At 70.1% G+C, this 24158-nt stretch carries 26 protein-coding genes and 2 pseudogenes; 18 read left to right on the forward strand and 10 right to left on the reverse strand.

Annotated elements, in window-relative coordinates; translation table 11 throughout:
- Positions 1 to 55 precede the first annotated feature (55 nt).
- Positions 56 to 814, reverse strand: a complete 759-nt coding sequence (locus ABD858_RS26690; protein ID WP_345042099.1) for a hypothetical protein — start codon at positions 812 to 814, stop codon at positions 56 to 58.
- Between the two features lie 208 nt (positions 815 to 1022).
- Here ABD858_RS26690 and ABD858_RS26695 point away from each other — a divergent pair, with 208 nt between their 5' ends.
- Positions 1023 to 1562 (forward strand): hypothetical protein, encoded by a 540-nt coding sequence (locus tag ABD858_RS26695; protein ID WP_345042100.1) that lies wholly within the window; start codon positions 1023 to 1025, stop codon positions 1560 to 1562.
- A gap of 129 nt (positions 1563 to 1691) precedes the next feature.
- On the opposite strand, the pseudogene ABD858_RS26700 reads toward ABD858_RS26695, so the two are convergent.
- The 4 genes and pseudogenes from ABD858_RS26700 to ABD858_RS26715 all read right to left on the reverse strand — a co-directional run.
- Positions 1692 to 2006, reverse strand: a pseudogene (locus ABD858_RS26700) (DUF3626 domain-containing protein); the annotation flags it as partial.
- Between the two features lie 247 nt (positions 2007 to 2253).
- Complete coding sequence (locus ABD858_RS26705) at positions 2254 to 3621, reverse strand: MATE family efflux transporter (RefSeq protein ID WP_345042103.1); 1368 nt, start codon at positions 3619 to 3621, stop codon at positions 2254 to 2256.
- Between the two features lie 213 nt (positions 3622 to 3834).
- Positions 3835 to 4044 (reverse strand): DUF397 domain-containing protein, encoded by a 210-nt coding sequence (locus ABD858_RS26710; RefSeq protein ID WP_345042105.1) that lies wholly within the window; start codon positions 4042 to 4044, stop codon positions 3835 to 3837.
- On the reverse strand, positions 4026 to 4868 hold the full coding sequence (locus ABD858_RS26715; RefSeq protein WP_345042107.1) for a helix-turn-helix domain-containing protein: 843 nt from the start codon (positions 4866 to 4868) through the stop codon (positions 4026 to 4028). Before ABD858_RS26715 ends, ABD858_RS26710 begins: the two co-directional genes overlap by 19 nt.
- 248 nt (positions 4869 to 5116) lie before the next feature.
- Here ABD858_RS26715 and ABD858_RS26720 point away from each other — a divergent pair, with 248 nt between their 5' ends.
- Positions 5117 to 5407, forward strand: a complete 291-nt coding sequence (locus tag ABD858_RS26720) for a hypothetical protein (RefSeq protein WP_345042109.1) — start codon at positions 5117 to 5119, stop codon at positions 5405 to 5407.
- A pseudogene (locus tag ABD858_RS36885) lies at positions 5404 to 5637 on the forward strand (hypothetical protein); the annotation flags it as partial. The gene ABD858_RS26720 and the pseudogene ABD858_RS36885, both read left to right, overlap by 4 nt.
- 304 nt (positions 5638 to 5941) lie before the next feature.
- Here the strand turns inward: ABD858_RS36885 and ABD858_RS26730 are convergent.
- Entirely contained in the window at positions 5942 to 6313 is a 372-nt protein-coding gene (locus tag ABD858_RS26730) for a BlaI/MecI/CopY family transcriptional regulator (RefSeq protein ID WP_345042110.1), read from the reverse strand.
- Between the two features lie 221 nt (positions 6314 to 6534).
- On the opposite strand from ABD858_RS26730, the gene ABD858_RS26735 reads away from it, so the two are divergent.
- Genes ABD858_RS26735 through ABD858_RS26745 form a run of 3 tightly spaced genes read left to right on the forward strand, consistent with a single transcriptional unit; the run spans position 6535 to position 9303 of the window.
- Positions 6535 to 7266 (forward strand): phosphatase PAP2 family protein, encoded by a 732-nt coding sequence (locus tag ABD858_RS26735; RefSeq protein WP_425586349.1) that lies wholly within the window; start codon positions 6535 to 6537, stop codon positions 7264 to 7266.
- A 4-nt stretch (positions 7267 to 7270) separates the two neighbouring features.
- Entirely contained in the window at positions 7271 to 7933 is a 663-nt protein-coding gene (locus ABD858_RS26740) for a response regulator transcription factor (RefSeq protein ID WP_345042113.1), read from the forward strand.
- Positions 7930 to 9303, forward strand: coding sequence for a sensor histidine kinase (locus ABD858_RS26745; RefSeq protein WP_345042115.1), 1374 nt, complete (start codon positions 7930 to 7932; stop codon positions 9301 to 9303). The genes ABD858_RS26740 and ABD858_RS26745 overlap by 4 nt, the downstream gene beginning before the upstream one ends.
- On the opposite strand, the gene ABD858_RS26750 is transcribed toward ABD858_RS26745, so the two are convergent.
- Both ABD858_RS26750 and ABD858_RS26755 read right to left on the reverse strand, forming a co-directional pair.
- Complete coding sequence (locus ABD858_RS26750) at positions 9284 to 10108, reverse strand: COG4705 family protein (protein ID WP_345042117.1); 825 nt, start codon at positions 10106 to 10108, stop codon at positions 9284 to 9286. The two genes, ABD858_RS26745 and ABD858_RS26750, sit on opposite strands and share 20 nt — an antisense overlap.
- A 108-nt stretch (positions 10109 to 10216) precedes the next feature.
- Complete coding sequence (locus ABD858_RS26755) at positions 10217 to 10942, reverse strand: hypothetical protein (protein ID WP_345042120.1); 726 nt, start codon at positions 10940 to 10942, stop codon at positions 10217 to 10219.
- A gap of 108 nt (positions 10943 to 11050) precedes the next feature.
- Here ABD858_RS26755 and ggt point away from each other — a divergent pair, with 108 nt between their 5' ends.
- The 5 genes from ggt to ABD858_RS26780 all read left to right on the forward strand — a co-directional run bounded on the left by ggt (position 11051) and on the right by ABD858_RS26780 (position 16631).
- Positions 11051 to 12859: a gamma-glutamyltransferase gene (gene ggt, locus ABD858_RS26760; RefSeq protein WP_345042122.1), complete on the forward strand. Its 1809-nt coding sequence runs from the start codon at positions 11051 to 11053 to the stop codon at positions 12857 to 12859.
- Between the two features lie 146 nt (positions 12860 to 13005).
- Positions 13006 to 13941, forward strand: coding sequence for an ABC transporter ATP-binding protein (locus ABD858_RS26765; protein WP_345042125.1), 936 nt, complete (start codon positions 13006 to 13008; stop codon positions 13939 to 13941).
- A 1-nt stretch (position 13942) separates the two neighbouring features.
- Positions 13943 to 14719 (forward strand): ABC transporter permease, encoded by a 777-nt coding sequence (locus ABD858_RS26770; protein ID WP_345042127.1) that lies wholly within the window; start codon positions 13943 to 13945, stop codon positions 14717 to 14719.
- Between the two features lie 18 nt (positions 14720 to 14737).
- Positions 14738 to 15991: a sensor histidine kinase gene (locus ABD858_RS26775; RefSeq protein WP_345042130.1), complete on the forward strand. Its 1254-nt coding sequence runs from the start codon at positions 14738 to 14740 to the stop codon at positions 15989 to 15991.
- On the forward strand, positions 15984 to 16631 hold the full coding sequence (locus ABD858_RS26780; protein ID WP_345042132.1) for a response regulator: 648 nt from the start codon (positions 15984 to 15986) through the stop codon (positions 16629 to 16631). Before ABD858_RS26775 ends, ABD858_RS26780 begins: the two co-directional genes overlap by 8 nt.
- A gap of 58 nt (positions 16632 to 16689) precedes the next feature.
- Here the strand turns inward: ABD858_RS26780 and ABD858_RS26785 are convergent, their stop codons facing one another.
- Positions 16690 to 17097 (reverse strand): DUF3224 domain-containing protein, encoded by a 408-nt coding sequence (locus tag ABD858_RS26785; RefSeq protein ID WP_345042135.1) that lies wholly within the window; start codon positions 17095 to 17097, stop codon positions 16690 to 16692.
- 82 nt (positions 17098 to 17179) lie between these two features.
- Between ABD858_RS26785 and ABD858_RS26790 the strand changes: the two genes are divergently transcribed.
- The gene (locus ABD858_RS26790) at positions 17180 to 18151 is read left to right on the forward strand and encodes a helix-turn-helix transcriptional regulator (protein WP_345042136.1); all 972 of its coding nucleotides are present in this window, start codon (positions 17180 to 17182) and stop codon (positions 18149 to 18151) included.
- A gap of 38 nt (positions 18152 to 18189) precedes the next feature.
- On the opposite strand, the gene map is transcribed toward ABD858_RS26790, so the two are convergent.
- Complete coding sequence (gene map / locus ABD858_RS26795) at positions 18190 to 18957, reverse strand: type I methionyl aminopeptidase (protein WP_345042139.1); 768 nt, start codon at positions 18955 to 18957, stop codon at positions 18190 to 18192.
- A gap of 24 nt (positions 18958 to 18981) precedes the next feature.
- On the opposite strand from map, the gene ABD858_RS26800 reads away from it, so the two are divergent.
- The 6 genes from ABD858_RS26800 (at position 18982) to hydA (ending at position 24150) form a co-directional block, all read left to right on the forward strand.
- Positions 18982 to 19242, forward strand: coding sequence for a helix-turn-helix domain-containing protein (locus tag ABD858_RS26800; protein WP_345042141.1), 261 nt, complete (start codon positions 18982 to 18984; stop codon positions 19240 to 19242).
- Positions 19243 to 19396: 154 nt separating this feature from the next.
- Positions 19397 to 19786, forward strand: coding sequence for a PPOX class F420-dependent oxidoreductase (locus ABD858_RS26805; RefSeq protein ID WP_345042143.1), 390 nt, complete (start codon positions 19397 to 19399; stop codon positions 19784 to 19786).
- A 27-nt stretch (positions 19787 to 19813) separates the two neighbouring features.
- Positions 19814 to 19981 (forward strand): hypothetical protein, encoded by a 168-nt coding sequence (locus tag ABD858_RS26810; protein ID WP_345042145.1) that lies wholly within the window; start codon positions 19814 to 19816, stop codon positions 19979 to 19981.
- Positions 19982 to 20190: 209 nt separating this feature from the next.
- Complete coding sequence (locus ABD858_RS26815; protein ID WP_345042147.1) at positions 20191 to 21033, forward strand: nitrilase-related carbon-nitrogen hydrolase; 843 nt, start codon at positions 20191 to 20193, stop codon at positions 21031 to 21033.
- Positions 21034 to 21038: 5 nt separating this feature from the next.
- Positions 21039 to 22322 carry an aspartate aminotransferase family protein gene (locus tag ABD858_RS26820; RefSeq protein WP_345044912.1) on the forward strand — a complete coding sequence of 428 codons (1284 nt, stop codon included), beginning with the start codon at positions 21039 to 21041 and terminating at the stop codon, positions 22320 to 22322.
- 427 nt (positions 22323 to 22749) lie between these two features.
- Positions 22750 to 24150, forward strand: coding sequence for a dihydropyrimidinase (hydA, locus tag ABD858_RS26825; RefSeq protein ID WP_345042149.1), 1401 nt, complete (start codon positions 22750 to 22752; stop codon positions 24148 to 24150).
- Positions 24151 to 24158 lie beyond the last annotated feature (8 nt).

Genomic DNA, 24158 nt, shown 5'->3' on the forward strand with positions numbered 1-24158 from the left:
CCCCAGATCGTGCCAGGGAACGGATGAACGCACACGCAGCCATGTGTGCAGAGCGTCACCCTCGTTCATCGGACTCCTCGAGCAGAGTCAGTTCCCTCGCGAGTTGCTCGCCGAGGTCGTGGATCGCGGCAGGCTTCGGGGCGATCCAGCTGTCGAAACGTCCGCCGATGGCCCTGCGGACGAGGCGACTCGCATCGTCGGCATCGACCCCGTTGGCGGTGAGGTACCAGGACAGCACCAGCGCGCAGGTTCCGTACCAGGCGTCGCCGACGCCCGTGCGGTCCATCGTCTGCGTCACCAGGTGCACCGCGGCGCGGTCCCACATCCACTCGCGGTCTTCCGGGGGCACGTCCCGGACCGGGAACCGGGCGAAGCGCTCGTTCAGATCCTCCAGCCACTTCCGCCACTCGATGAGGCAGTCCGCGACCCTTGCAACGGTTTCTTCAGGCGTCGTAATGGAGTGCCGGGGACAGCACCAGCCGCCGATCGGCCCGCCGCCGAAGTCGCCTTCGTCGTGAGCCCAACGCCAGCCCGAGGCCCACGGGCCGTAGTGCCGTACCAATGCATGGTCCATTGCGTCGGTCCACGCCCTGCCCTCCTCGTGACCCCAGCGGATGACAGCCATGAGGTCGGCCGGTTCCTGCGGCCGAATCGGAACTCGCCCGGCCGGTTCCAGGGAGCGCACCACGGCATGTACGGCCTCCGGATCGAAGGTGTGGTATTCGGGATTCGTATCGTGCCAGCTCAACCTGAAGGGATAGACCGGCTGTTCAGCCGGCCTGCCCTTGGCCAGTGGCTCGTCCTGCTCGTCCATGTACCCCTCCCCGGTTCGGCAAGCGATGATCCCAGCTGTGGGAAGTGATCTTCGATCCGATTTCGAACACCAGAGGCCGGGATCGGATGTGAGAACTAGGTCCTGTCCGGCGGATCATGGTGGCGTTACGGGATTAGAGTCATCGGCGCCGTATCGACGTGATCGCCGGAAGGGGCTGCTTGACGTGTGGCCGGACTCATGGGCTGTGGTGGCTGAATCCGACCGAGAGCAATGGGACTACGCGCCGCTGGAGCGCGTTGGCCCGCTGCGGTTCGGTATGAGCGTGGAGGAGGTGACCAGCGCGATGCTGACGTGCGGCTTCACGTCCGACGCCGTTGCAGAGTTCGGCAAGTTCGGCCCGTTCAAGCAGTTGCGCACGAGATTCCGCGCCGTGGATGCCCCGTTCTACCGCGCGGACGTGGTGGCCTACTACGTCGTCCCGATGGGATTGACCTGCATCGCGGTCGACGCCCTGACCGGCCCCCAGGTCACGTTGGAGGGGATACGACTGGTCGGCCGGCCCCCGTCCGAGCTCTCGGATGAACTCACCGCTTACCTGTCGAGCACGGACAGGAGCGTCGAGATCACACCTGGCGGCGATATCGGCTCACAGGACCTGGGCATCATGCCGCGCGCGCAGCGAGCCGGTGATGTGCTGCTGACGCGGCTGGTCTTCGGTAGGCCCAACGACTGGGCCAACACCATGAGCGACTGCATTCCGGCCGACGAAATGCTCGGACACTACTGAGTGCTCAGGGTCTGAGCCAGAGGCGGATCGATGCGGCGTCACGGTACCGGTGCACATATAGAGCGGCGCGGCCGCTCTCACGATGGTCATGAATGCGCTGCGATCGCTCACGCGCGATCATCTTGCCACTCATCCAAGCGTGTTGGCCGACTCCGGGTGACAGCAGGCCGTGACAGGACCCGGTGCTTGCGAGCCGAACCGTGCCAGACAGTGCCAGACCTTCTTGAGCGCCTGCGGCTCGTAGCGGCTCGTGCGGGCAGCGTCGCCGATGACCCGGGGATCGAGGTGGCCGTCGACGGCGATCACGGCGCCGAGATCGACGTACTCCTGCCCGCGGAAGTCCGGGTGGCGCCGCAGGTGCTCCACGGTGAGCCGGAAGCCGGCGTGCCACTCGACGCGGCAGGGCAGCCGACGGGCGGCGGCCTCCACGGGCGTGCCGCGATAGACCCGCGCCCGCTTCGACGGGCTGATGGTCGTGCTCTATGGCCAGTTCCCGGCCAAGACCAGCCGCCTGACCACCGATCGGCTGGCGACGGAGCGCGATCAGACCGACGGCCATCGGCTCGACTTGTGCCGCCCGTCGGTCAGCAGCGCTGGTAGACCCGCCGACGTAGCTCCGGTGGTTGCGGGAGCTGTCTTCGACGTCAGTAGGCCGCCGCGTCTGCTACCGCTATGGCGGGCGGCAACACGACTACCGACGGTGCGTATCGAGTCGACCGTCACCGGCGGTTGAAGCCGGCGCCGGAGCCGCTGCTCCCAGCCGAGTGCCCTGTCGCAGGAAGGACACCAGCTTGCTCGCGGCCTGGAGGAGGTTCGCGCAGGCCAGCGCCGCCCACAGGCCGGTCAGTCCGCCCGCGTCGGCGATCGGTACGGCCAGCGCGGCCAGCGCCCCGAACCACACCACGGTCCACACCAGGCTCGGCCCGGTGCGTTTGAGCCCGATGAGGGCGAAGCCCACCACCGCCTGCAGGGCGTCGGTGACCACCACGGCCAGGACCAGCGGCAGCAGCCGCGTCACCTCGCCGCCCAGCGCCGGGTCGGTGGTGAACAGCCCCACGACCGGGCCCCGCAGGACGAGCAGCACGGCTCCCAGTACCGCGACCGCGCACAGCGCCACCCTGGTGCCGGCCCACACGCTGCTCCGGATGCGCGCCGTGTCGTGTTCCTCCGCGTAGCCGGCGATCAGGGGGACCGTGGCCTGACCCACGGCCACCGCCGCCGTGAAGATGACGTTGACCAGGGACTCGGAGACGTTGTGCACGGCGGCGCTGTCGGTGCTGAGCCGAGCGGCCGCGAAGGTCAGCACCCCCAGCACCGAGAATTTCACCAGTACGGTCCCGGCGAGCGGGATCCCCACCCGGGCCAGCCGCAGCATCTGCCGCGGATCAGGCCGCCCGGGCCGTATCCGCCGGCCGGCCAGCACCGTACTCCGGCGCAGGGCACGCTGGTTGAGGGATGCGCTGATCAGTCCGGACGAGAGCATGGCCACACCCGCACCGGTCAGCCCCCAGCTCGGCAGCGGTCCCGGTCCGCCGACGAGCAGCAACGACAGCGTCACGGACGCCGCCGTGCCGAACAGCCCGGAACGCATCACCTGCGCCGAGTGTCCGAGCGCGACCAGTACGGACGTCGCCGAGGACCCGACGGCGATCAGCAGCACGCTGCCCGCCAGCATGAAGGGGAACGCCCCCAGCTGATCGAGGGTGGTGCGCGGCACCCCCCACATCCCGCCGATCAGCGGCACCGCCGTTACTGCCGCAGCGCACACCCCGCCCACGGCGAACGCCAGCCACATGCCGCTGCGCACCAGCGGCAGCAGCGCTTCGGGGTCGTCCTTGTGCGGCGCGACGAACGGCATGACGCCCCGCAGGGCGCCCGCCACGGTGGCCGTGGCCGGGGCGAACACCGCCAACGTCACGGCGAACGCGGCCAGCGAGGCAGTGGCATGCCGGCCCAGGAGCGCGGTCTGCACAAGGGAGCCCGCCGATGCGGCGATGGTGGTCATATAGAGCGGCGCGGCCGCTCTCACGATGGTCATGAATGCGCTGCGATCGCTCACGTGCGATCATCTTGCCATCTACCCAGGCGTGTTGGCCGACTCGGGAGGACAGCAGGTGCTCACCGGGTCCGGTACTTGCGGGCCGAACTGTGCCTTGAAGGCCTGGCGTCCGTCCGCCGCGACTTGTGGACGCCGTACCAGCAAGAAGTAATGGCAAGGGCCCCACGCTCACCGTCTCGGCGGGCGTGGGGCCGTCGTGGCTTCAGGGGCGGCTCAGGCGCCGAGTTCGCCCCTCTTCACGGCCGTCACGAACGAGGCCCAGCCACCAGCCGTGAACGCGACCACGGGCCCGTGCGGCTTCTTGCTGTCGCGTACAGGGACAACGGTCACGAAGTCATCGAACACCTCAAGGCACGCGCCACCGTCAGGGTTGCTGTAGCTGCTCTTGCGCCACGTGCCGGCACTCAGGTCGATGGGTCGCACGGCGCTTCCTCCAACATGCGCAGGATGAATTTTCGCGAGTCGGCCGGGGACATGGCCTTGTCGCGCAGTACATCGTAGGCACGCTGCAAGCGTTCGATCCGCGCGTTTTCCTCGACGATTTCGCCTGACAGAGCGTTCTCTGTGTAGGCCACGGGACGTCCATCCGTAAGCCGCAAGAACCACACGTCAGTGGCAACCAGCCCGTGCAGTCCGGCACTCTGCGGCAACACTTGGATCGTCACGTTCTCTCGCTCGGCCATCTCCGCCACGAACCCCAACTGGCCCCGCCACTCCACCTCGTCCCGCAACGGCGTTCGCAGCACAGCCTCCGAGAGAATCGCCCGGAACGGCGGCGCTTCCTCCCCCTCCAGCAACTCCCGTCGGCCCATGCGAGCCTCGACCTGCTGGTCCAGCTCAGCCCCCTTCAGTCCACCCGCAGCCAGGACCTCCCGCGCATACCCCGGAGTCTGCAACAACCCCGGCAACACGCTCACGGCGAAGTGCCACAGGCTAACCGCTTCGGCCTCCAACGCCATGTACTGCCGATACTGCTCCCTGAACTGCGTCTTGTCCGCCCGAGCCAACTCCCACAACGCCAGCAACATCCCCGGCGTCCCGAAGTACTGGTCCAACGCCTGGACGACCTCCGGCCCGCCCAGCGTCTCCCCCTTCTCCATCTTCCCGAACAGCGACCAGTCCCACCCGAGCCGCTCCCCGAGCTGCCGCAGGCTGTCTCCCTTGTCGGCCCGCAGTTGCCGTAACTCCTCGGCGAACCGCCCGCGCGGTTCCTGACTGCGGCCCGTGACGACGCGTCGCTGCGGCATCGCGGCTCCCTCCCTACGCAGACCTGCACGTACACGCGCACATACGCCCATGCCCGCACGTCCACCGCCCCTTTGTGGAAGTTGTGGAACGTGTGCCGGCCGACGGGGAACGGGACCCCATCCACGGCATTTCCTGGCTGACCTGGCGGCATTCTCGTAATGCGTCGACTACGCACGGTAATCCAGCGTGAGCGCCTCGCGCAGTCGAACCAGAAATCAGCACCCCTCCCCCTGCCGGAAGGACACCCATGCCGAACCCCGACGCACCCGCCGACACCCGCAAACTCACCCCGAAGCTCCAGGAAGCCACCGCCGCCCGCGACGCCCTCGCCGCCGCCCTCACCCAGGCCGGCATCCAGCTCCCCGCGGTGGACGTCCGTACCCCGTGGAACGACCCGCTCCCCGACGACATCGAGGACATCACAGAAGGCGCCCGCACCCCCGTCGAGGCCCGCTACGCCCTCGTCCACCTCGGTGTCTGCTCCGCCCCCGTCGCCCTCGCGCTCGCGACCGTCATCGCCAAGGGCGCCGCCCGATGACCACCCCCGCGCCCGACCCGACCCCTCCTCCACACGGCACCGCCGTCCGCGACACCACCCGCGACCGCGTCGGCATCGTGATGGGCCACGAGGGGCCGTACCTCCAGCTCCGCCCCCTCTCCGGCGGCCGGGAATGGGACGCCGACCCCCGCCACGTCCAGCCGCTCACCCCGGCCGAACTGCTCCGCGCACGCCTCGCCGAAGCCAACGAACGCAGCCGGGCCGGGATCCACCTCCTCGGAGCGGACGTGGACCTCAGCTGCGGTCGGGCTTTTCCGCCCAGGGCTCCCACGGCAGCCACCGGCACCGAGGAGGAGCCGGGCTGAGTGCCGCACGAGCAGGAGACGGCACAGCGGCCCTCGTACGCGCCACGCGTGGGCGGCTGCTCCTCACGCGACCTCCGAGAACACTTCCGTCCACGGCGCCCCATGCCCCGCCCGCCCCGCCCGCGACGTCGGGCCGTTCGGTGCGGCTCGTGCTCGGTCGGCGCGGGCGCCGCGATGGGCCGCCGCAGGGGGACCAGAAGCGCATCGGTCATTGTTCGCCGGACTCGAGCAGATCCCGCAGGAGCCGCTCGTCGCCGGCGCTGAGCCGGGCGACGAACCGGGCCAGGACCGTCTCACGGTCGCTGTCCCGGTCGAGCTCGCTGTGCATCCGCAGAGCCGTCAGGCCGGGGGAGTCCTGGACGGGGGAGTAGGCATAACCGCGCCCCTTCTTGCGGCGGTCGACGATGCCCTTCTCATACAGGCGGGAGAGGATCGTCGTCACGGTCGTCCGGGCCAGGTCGAGGGCCAGATCGGCCTGCACCTGTGCCGGGGTGAGGGGGGTGTCGGCGGCCCAGAGGGCCGCCAGGACACCCGCTTCGAGTTCTCCCGCCGGGCGGCGTTCTGCTTTCGCGTCCGTCATGGAACGTTCCCCACCCCGCCCTCGTCTACATTGCTGTAGACCGTCTACTCGTTTGTAGTCAGTCGGCGTGCCGTGTCCGGTTGCGCCCGCTCGTCCATTATGAAAGGGCCCGCGACCATGTCCGCACTGTTGTTCGCCGCGACGCGGTCACCGCTCGCTGCCGGCGTGAGGGAAGCCGTCTCGCTGCCGTTTCCCCCATCGGTCGCGTCGTGAACCGCAGTCTGGAGCCCACCAGCCCCCAGGCCCCGGTCGCCAGGCGTGTTCGCCGCCCGGCGGGCCTCGTCGCTCTCGGGGCCCTGATCGCGTTCGTGACGCTGACCATGGTGGTGGTGAGCCGTCATGGCTCCCCGTTCCCCGTGGACGAGGATCTGCTTTCCTGGTCCGTCGAGCACAGCCCCGCGTGGGCGGTGGCCGTGGCGCGGGGAGTCACCGTCACGGGGACGGGCGTGATCGCGTATGCGCTGGCCGCGCTGGCCGGCGTCATCGCCGGGCGCACCGCGCGGCAGCGGATCCTCGCCGCTGCCGCGAGCATGCTCTGTCTGGCGGTGGGCCAGGCGCTGCGGTATGCCGTGATGTACGCGGTGGCCCGTCCGCGTCCGCCGGTCCAGGACTGGGCGACCCATGCGTCGGGGTGGGCGTTTCCCTCCGGTCACAGCACCACGGCGGCCATCACAGCCGGACTGCTCGTCACCGCGATTCTGGTGCGCTCCCCTCCCGGCCGCGCGTTCATCGCCGCCGTGGTCGTCTGCTGGGGCGTTTCGGTCGGGCTGACGCGCGTGTACCTGGGGGTTCACTGGTTCAGCGACGTCGTGGGGGGCTGGCTCTTCGCTCTTGCCTGGATCGGGCTCTGTCTCTGTGCCACCGCAGGCCGACGGCCCCCTGCCGTCACCGCGCCCAAGAGACCGGAGGCCCTGGGCACCGACGACGACCGGACGCCTCCCGGGAGCCGGTGAGGGGATGCGCCACAGAATCCTGGTCGTCGAGGACGACCACGCGCTCCGGGACGTACTGCTGCGCGTGATGCGCGACGAGGGCTTCGAGCCCGTCCCCGCCCAGGACGGTGGCACTGCCCTGCGCCTGATCGACAACGCTGTCGACGCCGTGGTCCTGGACGTCGGCCTGCCCGACGCGGACGGACGGGACGTGTGCCAGGCCATGCGCGCGAACGGGTTCCTCGCGCCGGTCATCTTCCTTACCGCCCATCACCGGCTCACCGACCGCCTCAGCGGATTCTCCGCGGGCGGCGACGACTATGTGCCCAAGCCGTTCCATCCCGCCGAGCTCACCGCCCGGCTGCGGGCGGCACTCAAACGAGCCGGACCCGCCGCACCCGCGCCGGCCGGAGACCTGGTGCTGAACCCTCTGGCGTACAGCTTCTCCGTACAGGACGTCGAGGTCGCCCTGACCCCCACGGAGTTCCGCCTGCTCGCCGCGTTCATGGCCGCTCCGGGGGACATCGTGCGCAGGCGGCAGCTGGTGAGGGCGGGCTGGCCCGAAGGCGCGCAGGTCAGCGACAACACCCTGGACCAGTACCTGAGCAGGTTGCGGCGCAAGCTGCGTGAGGCAGGCAGCGAACTGACGATCGGCACCGTACGAGGGATCGGGCACCGTCTTTCATGACCGTGCTCCCGTCCCTCTGGAGGCCCCGCACCCTGCGCGGCCGGCTCTCCCTGGCGGCGCTCACCACGGCAACGCTGCTGATGGTGATTCTCACCGTCGTGTTCAACACCGTCGTCCGCCGCCATCTCGGGCAGCAGGCGGACGACGAACTGCGCAGCCGTGCGGCCGCCGTCGCCGCGACCGTCGACACCAGACACGATCCGGTACGGGTCCTGGAGACACCCGACGACGAGCTCCTCGACACCGACGTCTGGATCTACGCCGGTGGGCGGCTGATCGAACACCCTGCCGCCGCCCCGGCCGACAGCCCCGTCACACAGGCCGCCACGCGGCTTGCCGCCCAGGGCGGCCCGCACTGCGCCACACTCGGGGGCGGCTCCTCCACCAGGCTGTGCTCCGAGCCGGCGGGCGCCGACGATCACGGCACGGCAGCGCCTCGCGCCGCCGTGGTCACCGCCATGGACCTCTCGCCCTACCGGGCCTCGGCCGACACCTTGCTCTACGCGTCCCTCGCACTCGACGGCACCGTACTGGCCTGCACATATGTGCTCACCCGTCTCGCGGTGGGGCGCGCGCTGCGCCCGGTGCGCGGCATGGCCGACCAGGCCGCCCAGTGGAGCGCCGCGGCCTCCGGCGAACGTTTCGGCACCGCGGACCGGCCCGTCGAACTCAGCCGTCTCGGTGCCTCCCTGGACGCGCTGCTGGACCGCATCCGCGCGGTGCTGTTCCATGAACAGCAGCTCACCCGCGAGCTGTCCCACGAGCTGCGCAACCCCCTCGCCAGGATCATCGCCGAACTCGAGTGGTGGCAGGCCCGCCCGCGCTCCGCGGCCGAAACCCGCACCACCCACGCGGCCATCGCCGACGCCGCCGAGTCCATGCGCACGATCTGCGACACCCTCCTCGACGACGCCCGCGGCAGCGCCCCCACCCCTCCCGGCACCACCGATGTGGTACCGGCCCTGTGCCGGATCGTCGGCCGCTCCGGCACCTCCGGGAACGTCACCGTCACGGTCACCGGCACGGAAGGCCTCGCCGCCGGAGTGCCGGCCGCCCTGCTGGAGCGCATCGTCAGCCCGCTCCTCGACAATGCGCTGCGTCACGCCCGCTCGCATGTCGAGGTCCTGGCCTCCCCACGGCCCGGCGGAGTGGGCGTGGAGGTCGTCGACGACGGCCCCGGTGTCCCGTACTCCTTCACCGCCCAGCTCTTCCACCCGGGCCGGCGCGCCGACCCCGGCGACGGGCACGACGGAGCGGGCCTCGGACTGTCGCTCGCGCGACGCCTGGCCCGCTCCGCCGGGGGCGACGTCTTCTACGACGCCCGGCACACGCCCGGGGCGAAGTTCGTGGTCAGCCTGCCGTCGGCGTGAGGCGCTCCCGCTCGGCCACGTCCCGCCGTGTCACTGTCAGGAACACCACCAGGCCCAGGATGACCGCCAGGAACAGCACGCTGGTGACCACGGTGCCAAGCCCCAGTCCGCCGTCGGCGGTCGGCTGGGAGAGATAGTCGCCGGCCGAGGCGCCCAGCGGCCGGGTGAGGACATACGCGATCCAGAAGCTCCACACCGCGTTCAGGCCGAGGGCGAAGTGCGCCACGGCGACGGCGGCGATCGCCAGGGCGAACAGGACGACGGAGACCAGATAGCCCAGGTCCATGCGTTCGGCGACCAGGTCACCGGCGGCGGTGCCGAGGGCGAAGGTGAACAGGACCGCGAGCCAGTAGAAGGACTCGCGGCGCACGGTGTCGACGTGGTGGATGGACAGGGTCCGCTCGCTGCGGTACCAGACGACGAAGACCACCACGAGGGCCACCGCGAACGCCACGGTGCTGGCCTCCAGTGGCACGCCCAGGTTGTCGGTCAGGTTGTCGCTGATCAGGGTGCCGACCACGCTGATCAGCGCCACGGCGAGCCAGTAGACGCCGGGGCGGTAGGCGCGGGTGCGGAACTGCACGACGAGCACCGCGACGAGCAGCACGCTCATCAGCAGCGACACACCGGTCAGACCCAGGCCCGCCTTTTCGTTCAGCAGGTCCGCAGCGGTCTCGCCGACGGTGGTGCACAGCACCTTGATCACCCAGAAGTACACGGTGATTTCGGGGACCTTGTTCCACCCCGAGCGGTGACTCGTCGCCGGGGCCGAGGGACGGTACGTATCGGAGATCTCTGGTGTCATGGTGCCCGACCGTGCCACGCGCAACCTGAACGCATCCTGAGCGCCGTACAGCCGCATCCGCGAAGCGGCTGCCCCGGCCGGACGACGGCCCGGCTGCGGCGACGGCGGTCAGTTCTGTGCGGGTGCCGGGGCGGACCTGCCCGCCGCGTCGGTGACATCGGCGACGAGTTCCACCACGTCCGGACCGTACGCCTGGGAATGGACGACCTTCAGCAGCAGGCAGAAGGAATTCCGGCCGTATGCGCGCGCCAGCTTCCTGTGGTGGCGCGCCAGGTAGCGGGATGCCGCCTGGTTGGTGATGGCGCGCTGGCCGCAGAAGAGAAAGACCGGGCGGCTGTGCTCGTCCATGACGACGCGGGCGAGCAGGACGTACTCGGACTCACCCTTTTCCAGCCGGTAGTTCTCGCCGCCGATGACGAAGGAGGCGAAGTCCGGGCCTCGTTCGGCATCCAGGTTCACCGTGACACCTGGGAGAAGCGAACGGAGGTGTGCGGCGGTACGCCGGTTCGACATCGGGCCGCCCAGGCAGAACTCCGTGCGCTCGCCGAAGCCTTGCCGGGCGGCATCATGCGTGACGATCTGTGCGTGCGCCCCGCAGTCCTTGATCAGCGCGGAGAGTTCGAGCAGCGCGAAGACATCATTTCGGTGCACTCCGTCGCCGCCGAATTCGCGGTTGACGACAAGGACGCACTCGGAGTCGGCGGGCAGCCCGAAGAAGCCCTGGACACGGCGGAGTCTGCGACGCCAGAAGTAGGTGCGGGTCAGCCAGCCGAGGGAGCCGCTGAGGCCGGCGGCTATCACGCCCAGCACGATGTTGCGCACGTCGTCGTTCATGAGCGGGGATGTCAGCGACCGCTGTGAAGTGCCTCCCGCCGCGGTCCTGACGGGACGGGGACGGTGAAGTTACAGTGCGCGGACGATTGTTGACTGAAGGGTTTTCGGATGCGTCGTCTCAGAGCCGTTCGGAATGTGTCCCTGCTGGCCGCCGGTGCGGCCCTGGTGTCCGCGGTCGGCGCCGCGCCGCCGACCTCGCCCGAGGACGCCGGGCCGGTCAAGTCGCCGGTGGCCGTGGGCTATGGCGGCGCCGTGGCCAGCGTCGACCCCGACGCCTCGGCGGCCGGTATCGAGGTGCTGCGGGCCGGAGGCAACGCCGTGGACGCGGCGGTGGCGACCGCGGCGGCGCTCGGGGTGACCGAGCCGTACTCCGCGGGTATCGGCGGTGGCGGCTTCTTCGTCTACTACGACGCGAAGAAGCGCACCGTACAGACCGTCGACGGACGCGAGACCGCCCCGCTGAGCGCCGGTGCGTCGCTCTTCCTGGAGAACGGCAAGCCGATCCCGTTCGCCGACGCGGTCACCAGCGGACTGAGCGTGGGCACCCCCGGCACCCCGGCCACTTGGGACGCGGCACTTGACGCATGGGGCAGCAAGCGGCTGCGCGAGCTGCTGAAGCCCGCCGAGCGGCTGGCCCGCGACGGCTTCACCGTCGACTCGACCTTCCGCGCGCAGACCGAAGCGAACGAGGAGCGGTTCGCCGACTTCCCGGACACGGCGAAGCTGTTCCTGCCGGGCGGCCGGCTGCCGGTCGTGGGTTCGACCTTCAAGAACCCCGATCTGGCCGATACCTACTCCGAGTTGGGGCGGAAGGGCGTCGACACGCTGTACGAGGGCGCGCTGGCCGACGACATCGTACGGACCGTACGCAAGCCGCCCGTCGACCCGCAGACGAACCGGGTCGTACGGCCCGGCGACCTGACGAAGAAGGATCTGCGGAACTACCGGACCAAGCGTCAGGCTCCGACGAAGATCTCCTACCGCGGTCTCGACGTATACGGCATGGCGCCCGTCTCGTCCGGCGGGACAACGGTCGGTGAGGCACTCAACATCCTCGAGCGGAGCAAGCTTTCGAAGCTGAGCGAGGCCCAGTATCTGCACCGGTACATCGAGTCGACCCGGATAGCCTTCGCGGACCGCGGGAGGTGGGTGGGCGACCCGGCCTTCGAGGACGTGCCGACCCGGGGGCTGCTGTCGCAGCGCTTCGCGGACTCGCGCGGCTGCCTCATCAAGGACAACGCGGTCCTGACCAGCCCGCTCGCCCCCGGCGACCCGCGCAAACCGGCTTCCTGCGCCACGTCCGGCAAGGCCGCTCCGACGACGTACGAGGGTGAGAACACCACCCATCTGACCGTGGCCGACAAGTGGGGCAATGTCGTCGCCTACACGCTGACCATCGAGCAGACCGGCGGCAGCGGCATCACCGTCCCCGGCCGGGGCTTCCTGCTCAACAACGAACTGACCGACTTCTCCTTCGCCCCGGCCGACCCGGCGGTGTACGACCCCAACCTGCCGGGCCCGGGCAAGCGGCCGCGGTCCTCGATGGCCCCGACCATCGTGCTGCGTGACGGCCGGCCGGTGCTGGCGCTCGGCTCCCCTGGCGGGGCGACCATCGTCACCACGGTCCTGCAGACCCTCATCGGCCATCTGGACCGCGGCCTGCCGCTGGTCGACGCCATAGCGGCCCCGCGCGCCAGCCAGCGCAACCAGTCCACGACCGAGCTCGAACCGGAGCTGTGGAACAGCCCGTTGCGCACCGAACTGGAGGCCATCGGCCACGCCTTCCGCCTCAACCCGGAGATCGGCGCGACGACAGGCGTCCAGCGCCTCCCCGACGGCCGCTGGATCGCCGCCGCGGAGAAGGTCCGCCGCGGCGGCGGCTCGGCCATGGTCGTCACCCCGAGCGGCAGGCCGTAACGCACCCGGCTGCGCGCCCCGAAGCACGGGGCGCGCAGCCGGCAGTCCGCCGGGACAGTCGCACCACACCATCAACCGATCGGATGATGCGCCTTCGAGCGCGATGGGCGATACCGCCCGCCCCCGCTCTCCGCGACTCTCGACGCATGCCCATCATCGAAGTGAACGGCCTGGTCAAGGCCTACGGAGGCAGGCCCGTCGTCGACGGAGTGACCTTCACCGTGGCGGAGGGCGAGATCTTCGGGATCCTCGGTCCGAACGGCGCGGGCAAGACCACCACGGTCGAGTGCGTCGAGGGACTCAGGAGCCCCGATTCCGGGACCGTCCGGATCGCCGGACTCGACCCCGTCGCCGACCACGACCGCGTCACCCACATCCTCGGCGTCCAACTGCAGCAGAGCCGGCTCCAGCCGAAGATCACCGTCCGCGAAGCCCTGGAGCTGTACAGCGCCTTCTACCCGCGCCCCGCCGACTGGCGGCCGCTCGCCGAACGTCTCGGCCTGACCGGGAAACTCGACACCCGCTTCGCCGAGCTGAGCGGCGGCCAGCAGCAGCGCCTGTTTATCGCGCTCGCCCTCGTCGGCAGCCCACGGATCGTCGTACTCGACGAACTCACCACGGGACTCGACCCGCGCGCCCGCCGTGACACCTGGCAGCTGATCGAGGACATACGCGACTCGGGCGTCACCGTACTCCTCGTCACGCACTTCATGGAGGAGGCCCAGCGGCTCTGCGACCGGATCGCCGTCATCGACCGGGGACGGATCACCGCTCTCGACACCCCGGCGGGCCTCATCGGCCGCGCCGCCGCCTCGACCGTCATCTCCTTCACACCGTCACGACCGCTCGACGAGCCCGAGCTCGCGGCGCTGCCCGATGCCGGATCCGTGAGACTCACGGGCGGCCGCGTCGAGATCACCGGAACCGACCGGACCGTCAACGCGCTGCTCTCACTGCTCGCCCGCCACAGCGTCACCGCCGGGGAACTGCGCGTCGTCAGCGCCACCTTGGACGATGCCTTCCTGGACCTCACCGCCCCGGGAACCCAGGCCACCGACCCGACTGCCGCCCAGGAGGCCTGATATGACCGTTCCCGCCGCATCCCGCGCCACTCACGCCCCCCGCCCCTCCGTCGCCGTCCTCAAGACCGAGGCGAGGCTCTTCCGCCGCGAGCCGGCCGCCCTCTTCTGGATCATCGCCTTTCCCACTCTGCTGCTCACGATCCTCGGCCTGATCCCGGCATTCCGGGAAGCCGACCCAGCCCTCGGCGGCCGCCGGGTCATCGACCTGTACGTCCCCATCGCCGTGCTGCTCGCCATCATCACCGCAGGCGTCCAGGCCGTACCCATCGTCCTCACCAACTACCGCGAACTCGGCATCCTGCGCCGCCTGTCCACCACACCTGTGCGCCCACGATCACTTCTCTCCGCACAACTGGCGCTGCACGGCGTCGCCGTACTCGTCTCCCTCGTGCTGGCTATGGCCGTCGGCCGGCTCGCCTTCGGAGTCGCGCTCCCGGGGCAGCCCGCCGGATACCTGCTCGCCGTCGTCCTGACCCTGTGTGCCGCTCTCGCGCTGGGCGCCACCGTCTCGGCCTTCTCCCGTACGACCAAGGTCGCACAGACCATCGCGACCATCGTGTACTTCCCGTCCATGTTCACCGCGGGCGTCTGGGTGCCGGTGCAGGCCATGCCGGAAATCCTGCGGCGAACGGTCGAGTTGACACCCTTCGGCGCCGCCTCCCAGGCACTCGACCAGGCGACAGCCGGCCACTGGCCGTCCTGGACGCACCTCGGGGTGACCGGTGTATGGGCGGCCCTGCTGGTGGGCGCCGCGGTCCGCTGGTTCCGCTGGGAGTAGGACGGCATGCTGGACGCCATGACGACGACCCGGCAGGGCCTCACGCCAACCGCCGCCCAACGGTTGGAGACCTTCATCCGCTGGGGCCCCAGCGGACTCCTGGCGTTCGGTACGGTGATGTCCGCGGCCACCGCGAGCAGCCTCATGTCGACCACCGAGGTGTACGCGGCCGGGGTACTGCTGATCGCCGTCATCGCCCTCCAACTGTGGTGGAGCCGGACCGGGCCCCGCCGAGGGCCGTCGGCGAGCGTCCACTACTGGGCGCGTACCGCGGCGGCGTTCGTCCTCACCTGGCTGAACCCCTTCTTCGCCATCTACGCGATGATCGGCTACTTCGACGCCCAGAAGCTGCTGCCGCCGCGCTGGGTGAAATCCGGGCTGCTCGTGACCGCCGTCACGATGGCGGGCTCACAGTCCGGAGGGCTGCCACCCACGTCGAGTGCACAGTGGATCGCCTTCGGTGGGCTCTTCGCCGTGAACGCCGGGCTCGGCGTCTTCTTCGGACACCTCGACGAGAAGGAGGCCGAGGAGACCGCGGCCAAGGCCGCCACCATCGCCGAACTGGAACGCGCCAACGCCCGCCTCGAACAGGCGCTCACCGAGAACGCGGGCCTGCAGGCACAGCTCCTCGTCCAGGCCAGGGAGGCCGGTGTCAACGACGAACGCCGACGGCTCGCCGCCGAGATCCACGACACCATCGCCCAGGGACTGACCGGAATCATCGCCCAGCTCCAGGTCGTCACCGCCACCGACGCCCCCGACACCGCCCGGGAACACCTCGCCCGCGCACAGGCACTGGCCCGCCACAGCCTCGGCGAGGCCCGCCGCTCCGTACACAACCTCACCCCGGTCGACCTGGCGCACGACGTGCTGCCGGACGCCCTGAAGAAGACGGTCGCCGAATGGGGCCTACGGCATGGTGTACGGGCCGAGTTCACCGTCACCGGCACCGCGGAACCACTCCACGACGAGATCCAGGCGACCCTGCTGCGCATCGCGCAGGAGGCGCTCACGAACGCCGCCCGCCACGCCGGGGCCACCCGCGTCGGCGTCACCCTCTCCTACATGGGTGACGAGGTCACCCTGGACATCCGCGACGACGGCCGCGGCTTCGACCCGGCCGTCCCCAGACAGCGCACCGAGTCCGGCGGCTTCGGCCTCGACGGTATGCGTGCCCGCGCCGAACGCCTCACCGGCAGCGTCGACATCGAATCCGAAGCCGGTCAGGGCACAGCGGTCTCGGCCCGCGTACCTTTGGTGCGCCATGACTGAACGGACCATCACCCTGCTCATCGTCGACGATCACCCCGTCGTACGCGACGGATTGCGCGGGATGTTCGACACCTCCCCCGACTTCTCCGTCCTGGGCGAGGCGACCGACGGCGTGGAGGCCGTCGCCCTCACGGACCGACTCGACCCGGACGTCGTCCTGATGGACCTGCGCATGCCGGGCGGCGGCGGAGTCGAAGCCATCGCCGAGCTGACCCGCCGCGGCGCCCGCAGCAGAGTCCTGGTTCTCACCACGTACGACACGGACTCCGACACGCTCCCGGCGATCGAGGCCGGCGCGACGGGCTATCTGCTGAAGGACGCCCCGCGTGAGGAACTGTTCGCCGCGGTCCGCGCGGCCGCCGAAGGCCGCAGCGTCCTCTCCCCGGCGGTGGCCTCCCGTCTGGTCCACCGAGTCCGCACCCCGCAGGGCAGCACGAGGACACCGCTCTCCTCCCGGGAACGCGAGGTCCTCGCTCTCGTCGCCAAAGGCACCCCGAACCGCGAGATCGCCCGCCTGCTCTTCATCAGCGAAGCCACGGTCAAGACGCACCTCACCCACCTGTACGCCAAGCTCGCCGTCACCGACCGCGCGGCCGCCGTCGCGACGGCCTACGAGCGAGGCATCCTCGGCGGCCCTTGACCGGTACGGTTGGCTGGCGGCCCGCTCTCGATGTCCGCGAGAGGGGCCTGCTCCGACGTCAGTCCAGGTCGTAGTCGAAGGTGTACGGGACGGACTGCTCACCCTGCCGGTGGGTGAAGCCGCCCTTCCCGCGCAGCCCGGTCAGCTCGCCCGTCCCCGACCCGGGCACGACCTCGAAGGTGCAGCGCGTGGTGCCGTCGGCGCCGAACGAGCCGCGCTCCTCGAGGGCGAAGCTGCCCTTGCGTCCGTCGAGACTGCCGGCCACGACTTCCAGGCCGGCGAAGGTCCCGGTCTTCTCGGTCACGTAGACGACCGAGTAGGCGCATGCCGTCTCCGCGGCCTCGATACCGCCGGAGAACGCGTTGGTGACGGCGGCCTGAGCAAGGCGCGGGCTCGTGCCGTCGGGGCCGACGGGGCGCTCCTCCCAGTTGGCGTAGGTGAAGCGGCCGGTGGTGTGCGTGGTCATGGGGTTCCCTTTCGTCGGCGTGGGACAAGCCTGATCGCCGTACCTGACATCTCCTGTCAGGTACGACGCGGACAATGACTCCATGCGTGCCGACCGGCTTCTCTCCCTGCTTCTGCTGCTCCAGAACCGCGGCCGGATGACCGCGCCGGAACTCGCGGCGGAGGTGGAGGTGTCCGTTCGCACGGTCTACCGGGACATCGAGGCGCTCGGCGCGTCGGGCGTCCCCGTCTGCGCCGACCGCGGCCCGGCCGGGGGCTACCGTCTGATGGACGGTTACCGCACCCGGCTGACCGGGCTCACCGACGCCGAGGCCGGATCGCTCTTCCTCGTCGGAGCGCCGGGGCCGGCCCGGGACCTGGGTCTCGGCGCGGTCCTGGCCACCGCTCAGCTGAAACTGCAGGCCGCCCTCCCGGCTGAACTGGCAGACCGTGCCCGGCGTGTACAGGACCGCTTCCACCTGGACGCCCCCGCATGGTTCCGGGACGCGGACCCGGTTCCGTATCTGGCGGTGGTCGCCGGGGCGGTGTGGGAACAGCGCGTGCTGCGCACCCACTACCGCCGCTGGCGCGGTGAGGTGCACCGGGAGCTGCACCCGCTGGGTGTCGTCCTCAAGGGTGGTATCTGGTACCTGGCGGCGCGGGCGGACGAGACGGTACGGACGTACCGGATCTCGCGCTTCCTGGCCGTGGACACCACGGACGACACCTTTGAGCGGCCGGCCGGATTCGACCTCGCCGCGTACTGGGAGGAGTCCTCCCGGCGCCTGGAGGCCTGGCGCTACCAGGGCGTCGCGCGTCTGCGCGTCTCCCCGCGCGCACAGAAACTGCTGCCGATGCAGTTCGGTGCGGTAGGCACCCAGGCGCTCGAGACGGCCGGTCCGCCCGACGAGGAGGGGTGGGTGGAGCTGGAACTGCCGGTCGAGTCGGAGGCCGTGGCGGTCTGCGACCTGCTCAGACTCGGCACGGAAGCGGAGGTACTGGGCCCGGCGCAGCTGCGGGAGGCGGTCGTCCGGACGGTCACGGCCCTGTCGGACCGCTATGCGCAATCGCCGTGAACGGCGTTGTCAGTGGCGTGCGCCAATAAACCGGAAAGTCATGGCGCCGTCAGGATACGAGGACCGGACTCCGTGATCGCGACCGTGTGCTCCGCGTGGGACGCCCGGCTGCCGTCCGAGGTGCGCAGCGTCCAGCCGTCCGCGGCCTCGTAGTAGAAGTCCTTGCCGCCGCCGATCAGCATCGGCTCGATGGCCAGCACCATGCCGTGCCGCAGCAGCGGACCCCGGCCCGCGCGGCCCTCGTTGGGGACTTCCGGGTCCTCGTGCATGCGGCGGCCCACGCCATGGCCGCCGAAGTCCTGGGGGATGCCGTAGCCGGCGCTGCGGCAGACACGGCCGATCGCGTGGGCGATGTCGCCGACGCGGTTGCCGACCACCGCGGCCGCGATGCCCGCCTCCAGGGCCGCGTACGCCGTGTCGATCAGCCGGGTGTCCTCGGGGCGGGCGAGGCCGACCGTGAAGCTGATCGCGGAGTCGCCCACCCAGCCGTCGAGCTTGGCGCCGCAGTCGATGCTGACCAGGTCGCCGTTGCGCAGTCGATAGCCGTCGGGGATGCCGTGGACGATCGCGTCGTTGACGGAGGCGCAGATGACCGCGGGGAAGGGGGTGGGGGCGAACGCGGGGCGGTAGCCGAGGAACGGCGAGGTCGCGCCTGCCTCGCGCAGCACGTCGCGGGCGATCGCGTCGAGTTCGAGGAGGCTCACGCCCACGGCCGCGGCGTCGCGTACCGCCGCGAGGGTGCGGGCGACGACCCGGCCGGCCTCGCGCATGGCGTCGAGGGACGCATTGGTCTTCAGTTCCATCATGCCAATTACTATACCGGTATTAGAATGGGTGCCATGGTCAGAACTCCACTTACCCCAGAAGAGCGTGAACGCGGCGAACGCCTCGGCCGACTGCTTCGCGAGGCGCGCGGAGACCGCAGCATGGTCGAGGTCGCCGCGGCCGCCGGGCTGTCCGCAGAGACCCTGCGCAAGATCGAGACTGGCCGCGCCCCGACGCCGGCCTTCTTCACCGTGGCCGCGCTCGCCGGGGTGCTCGGCCTCTCCCTCGACGAGCTGGCGGCGCACTGCGTCCTGGCGCCCGCATAGGGCGTACCACCGAGGCGCGCCGCCCGCGTTGCCGTACTGGATCTGGACGGTTGGCCGCCCGATTCGGCCACCTGAGACTGGGTCCGGCAGCACGCCCCGGAGATCGCCGTGGCCCGCGAGGCGCACGAGGCCGGTACGGCATAGTCTCGCGCCCATGACTCCGCATGAGCTCGGACGCAGCCGGTACGTCAGTCTGACCACCTTCCGTCGCGACGGCACGGGCGTGGCCACGCCGGTCTGGGTCGTGTCGGACGGGCAGGAGCTGTACGTCTGGACCCGCTCCGACTCGTGGAAGGTCAAGCGGATCCGCAACAACAGCCGGGTCCTGGTCACCCCGTGCGACGTACGCGGCAGGACCGCGCCGGACGCGCCGACCGCCGAGGGAACGGCCCGGCTGCTCGACGAGACGGGGCTGCGCCTCGTGCGCCGACTGCTGACGCGGAAGTACGGCTGGCAGTTCCGGATCGTCGACTGGCCGGCCGCGATCGTACGGCTCGGAAAGCGGCCGCACACCGGGATCGCGGTGAAGCTCGCCGAGGACTGAGGACTCCGCACCACCGGCGAGAACTCCGTGCAGCCGGACCGTGACCCGGCGGGCGTCGAATGCCGTGGTGACGGTGAAATCAACGCCCGCCGGAAGTCGGTCAGCGGCACGGTGGTGGCGGAGCACAAGGCGGTACGGGTGCGGTCGCGGCACGCCGGCGTCGGCCCGGGCGCTGTCCCCGGGGTGGACGGGTGAGCTCAGGCGCGCCCTCCGCCTTGCCGGAATGAGCGTGTGATCATGCCCGATATGGACTGCTCGGGTGTGAAACATGATCGACTCTGCGGGTTGGCGACAATGGTCTTGCCCCACGGTGTGGCGGGGCTTACGTTCTCCACTTACGCACACGATCTACGTGCGTAGAAGCTTGCAGAGGCTCTGGCGTCCCGTCGAAGGAGCAGCAGCTCATGGCCAACGTCGTCCGCGCCGCCCTGGTCCAGGCCACCTGGACCGGCGACACCGAATCCATGATCGCCAAGCATGAGGAGTACGCCCGCGAGGCGGCCCGGCAGGGCGCCGAGGTCATCGGATTCCAAGAGGTCTTCAACGCCCCCTACTTCTGTCAGGTGCAGGAGTCCGAGCACTACCGCTGGGCCGAACCCGTCCCGGACGGGCCGACCGTGCGCCGCATGCAGAACCTTGCCCGCGAGACCGGCATGGTGATCGTCGTACCGGTCTTTGAGATCGAGCAGTCCGGCTTCTACTTCAACACCGCCGCCGTGATCGACGCCGACGGCACGTATCTCGGCAAGTACCGCAAGCACCACATCCCCCAGGTGAAGGGCTTCTGGGAGAAGTACTACTTCAAGCCCGGCAATGTCGGATGGCCCGTCTTCGACACCGCGGTCGGCAAGGTCGGCGTCTACATCTGCTACGACCGCCACTTCCCCGAGGGCTGGCGCCAGCTCGGTCTGAACGGCGCGCAGCTGGTCTACAACCCCTCGGCCACCTCCCGCGGCCTGTCCGCGTACCTCTGGCAGCTGGAGCAGCCTGCGGCCGCCGTCGCCAACGAGTACTTCATCGCCGCAATCAACCGCGTCGGCCAGGAGGAGTACGGCGACAACGACTTCTACGGCACGTCCTACTTCGTCGACCCGCGAGGCCAGTTCGTCGGTGACGTCGCCAGCGACAAGACGGAGGAACTCGTCGTCAGGGACCTCGACTTCGGCCTGATCGACGAAGTGCGGCAGCAGTGGGCCTTCTACCGCGACCGCCGCCCCGACGCATACGAAGGACTGGTGCAGCCGTGACCGACATCCACAGCCTCCACGACCGTCACCGGGCCGTCATGCCCGACTGGCTGGCGCTCTACTACGACCGCCCCCTGGAGATCACACACGGCGAGGGCCGCCATGTCTGGGACGCCGAGGGCAAGCGCTACCTCGACTTCTTCGGCGGCATCCTCACCACCATGACCGCCCACGCCCTGCCCGAGGTCACCAAGGCGGTCAGCGAGCAGGCCGGACGGATCATCCATTCCTCCACCCTCTATCTCAACCGCCCCATGGTGGAGCTGGCCGAGCGGATCGCGGGACTGTCCGGCATCCCCGACGGGCGCGTCTTCTTCACCACCTCCGGCACCGAGGCCAACGACACCGCGCTGCTCCTCGCCACCGCGTACCGCGGCTCCAACCAGGTCCTGGCGATGCGCAACAGCTACCACGGCCGCTCCTTCTCGGCCGTCGGCATCACCGGCAACCGCAGCTGGTCCCCGACCAGCCTCTCCCCGCTCCAGACGCTCTACGTCCACGGCGGTGTCCGCGGCCGTGGTCCCTACGCGCAGCTGTCCGACGCGCAGTTCACCGAGGCCTGTGTCGCCGACCTCGAGGACATGCTCGGCCAGACCCGCGGGGGAGTGGCCGCCCTGATCGCCGAACCGGTCCAGGGCGTCGGCGGGTTCACCTGCCCGCCCGACGGGCTGTACGGCGCGTTCCGTGAAGTCCTCGACCGGCACGGCATCCTGTGGATCAGCGACGAGGTGCAGACCGGCTGGGGCCGTACCGGTGAACACTTCTGGGGCTGGCAGGCCCACGCACAGAGCGGTCCGCCGGACATGCTGACCTTCGCCAAGGGCATCGGCAACGGAATGTCCATCGGCGGAGTCGTCGCCCGGGCCGAGATCATGAACTGCCTGGACGCCAATTCCATCTCGACGTTCGGCGGCTCCCCGGTCACCATGGCGGCCGGCCTCGCCAACCTCACCTACCTGCTGGAGCACGACCTCCAGGGCAACGCCCGGCGCGTCGGCGGACTGCTCATCGAACGGCTGCGGGCCATCGGTGCCCAGCTGCCCGTCGTCCGCGAAGTGCGCGGCCGCGGGCTGATGATCGGCATCGAGCTGGTGAAGCCCGGCACCGACCAGGCGTCCCCCGAGGCCGCCACCACCGTCCTGGAAGCGGCACGCGAGGGCGGGCTGCTGATCGGCAAGGGCGGCGCCCACAACACCAGCGTGCTGCGCATCGCCCCACCGCTCTCACTGAACGTCACCGAGGCGGAGGAGGGCGCGGCCATCCTCGAACAGGCCCTACGGGCCGTCTGACCCGCACACACGACGAACCCGGGCCCGGCCGCGAGCATCACGCGCGGCCGGGCCCGCAGGCCCACGGCCCGGTCCGGCGGACGCGATCACTTCCGGGCCGGGCTGATCATCCAGTGCATGACGGCGAAAGGCAGCGCCGGATTCCGGACCGCGTCGTCCGCGGTCTCCGCGTCCCTCAGCAACCGGACCAGCACATGCGCGGGCCGACCGCGAGCCGACGCCACAGCGCATTCAGCTCGGCGACCACGCCGGGCCGGTCCGCCCGTCAGGCCGACGCCGTGGTGCACCGCTCGTCGGGTGAGATCGGAACGTCTTCCATGATTAACAGCAGCGGTATTGCCACAGTGGGTGACACACTTTTACGTTCTTCACCACGCACGGCGTCTACGTGCGTAGAGCCCGTTCCGACACAGCGAGGAGGGGGACCATGAGCCGCACCCTGATCCATGGCGGCCTCGTCATCACGGCCGCCGACGAGGTCCACGCCGATGTACTGATCGAGGACGGCCGGATCGCCGCCCTCGCCGCGCACGGCTCGGCGGTCGCCGGGACCTGGACCGCGGACCGTACGATCGATGCTACGAACAAGTACGTCATCCCGGGCGGAGTCGACGCCCACACCCATATGGAGCTGCCGTTCGGCGGGACCTTCGCCTCGGACACCTTCGAGACCGGCACCCGGGCCGCGGCCTGGGGCGGCACCACGACCATCGTGGACTTCGCGGTCCAGTCGGTCGGGCACAGCCTGCGCGAGGGGCTCGATGCCTGGTACGCCAAGGCGGACGGCAAGTGTGCCATCGACTATGCCTTCCACATGATCCTCTCGGACGTCAACGAAAGCTCCCTGAAGGAGATGGACCTGCTGGTGGAGGAGGGCGTCACCTCCTTCAAGCTCTTCATGGCCTACCCCGGTGTCTTCTACAGCGACGACGGGCAGATCCTGCGCGCCATGCAGCGCTCGTCCGGCAACGGCGGGCTGATCATGATGCACGCCGAGAACGGCATCGCCATCGACGTGCTCGTCGAGCAGGCCCTGGCCCGCGGCGAGACCGACCCCCGCTACCACGGCGAGGTACGCAAGGTCCTGCTGGAGGCCGAGGCGACGCACCGCGCGATCCAGCTGGCCCGGGTGGCCGGTGCCCCCCTCTACGTCGTCCATGTCTCCGCCGAGGAAGCCGTCGCCGAGCTCGCCGCGGCCCGCGACAAGGGCCTCAACGTCTTCGGCGAGACCTGCCCGCAGTACCTCTTCCTGTCCACCGACCATCTCGCCGAGCCGGACTTCGAGGGCGCCAAGTACGTCTGCTCGACCCCGCTGCGGCCCAAGGAACACCAGGCGGCGCTGTGGCGCGGCCTGCGCACCAACGACCTCCAAGTCGTCTCCACCGACCACTGCCCCTTCTGCTTCAGCGGCCAGAAGGAGCTGGGCCGCGGCGACTTCTCCAAGATCCCCAACGGCCTCCCCGGCGTCGAGAACCGCATGGACCTGCTCCACCAGGCCGTCGTCGACGGACACATCACCCGCCGCCGCTGGATCGAGATCGCCTGCGCCACCCCGGCGAGGATGTTCGGGCTCTACCCGGCCAAGGGCACCATCGCCCCCGGCGCCGACGCCGACATCGTCATCTACGACCCGCACGCGGAACAGGTCCTGTCCGCCGAGACCCACCACATGAACGTCGACTACTCGGCGTACGAAGGGAAACGCGTCACCGGACGCGTCGAGACGGTCCTCTCACGGGGTGAACTCGTCATCGACCAGCGGCAGTTCACCGGACGTGCCGGTCACGGCCTCTACACCCCCCGGGCCACCTGTCAGTACCTCGACTAAGAAACCGA

This window comes from Streptomyces sannanensis, from assembly GCF_039536205.1.
Lineage (GTDB): Bacteria > Actinomycetota > Actinomycetes > Streptomycetales > Streptomycetaceae > Streptomyces > Streptomyces sannanensis.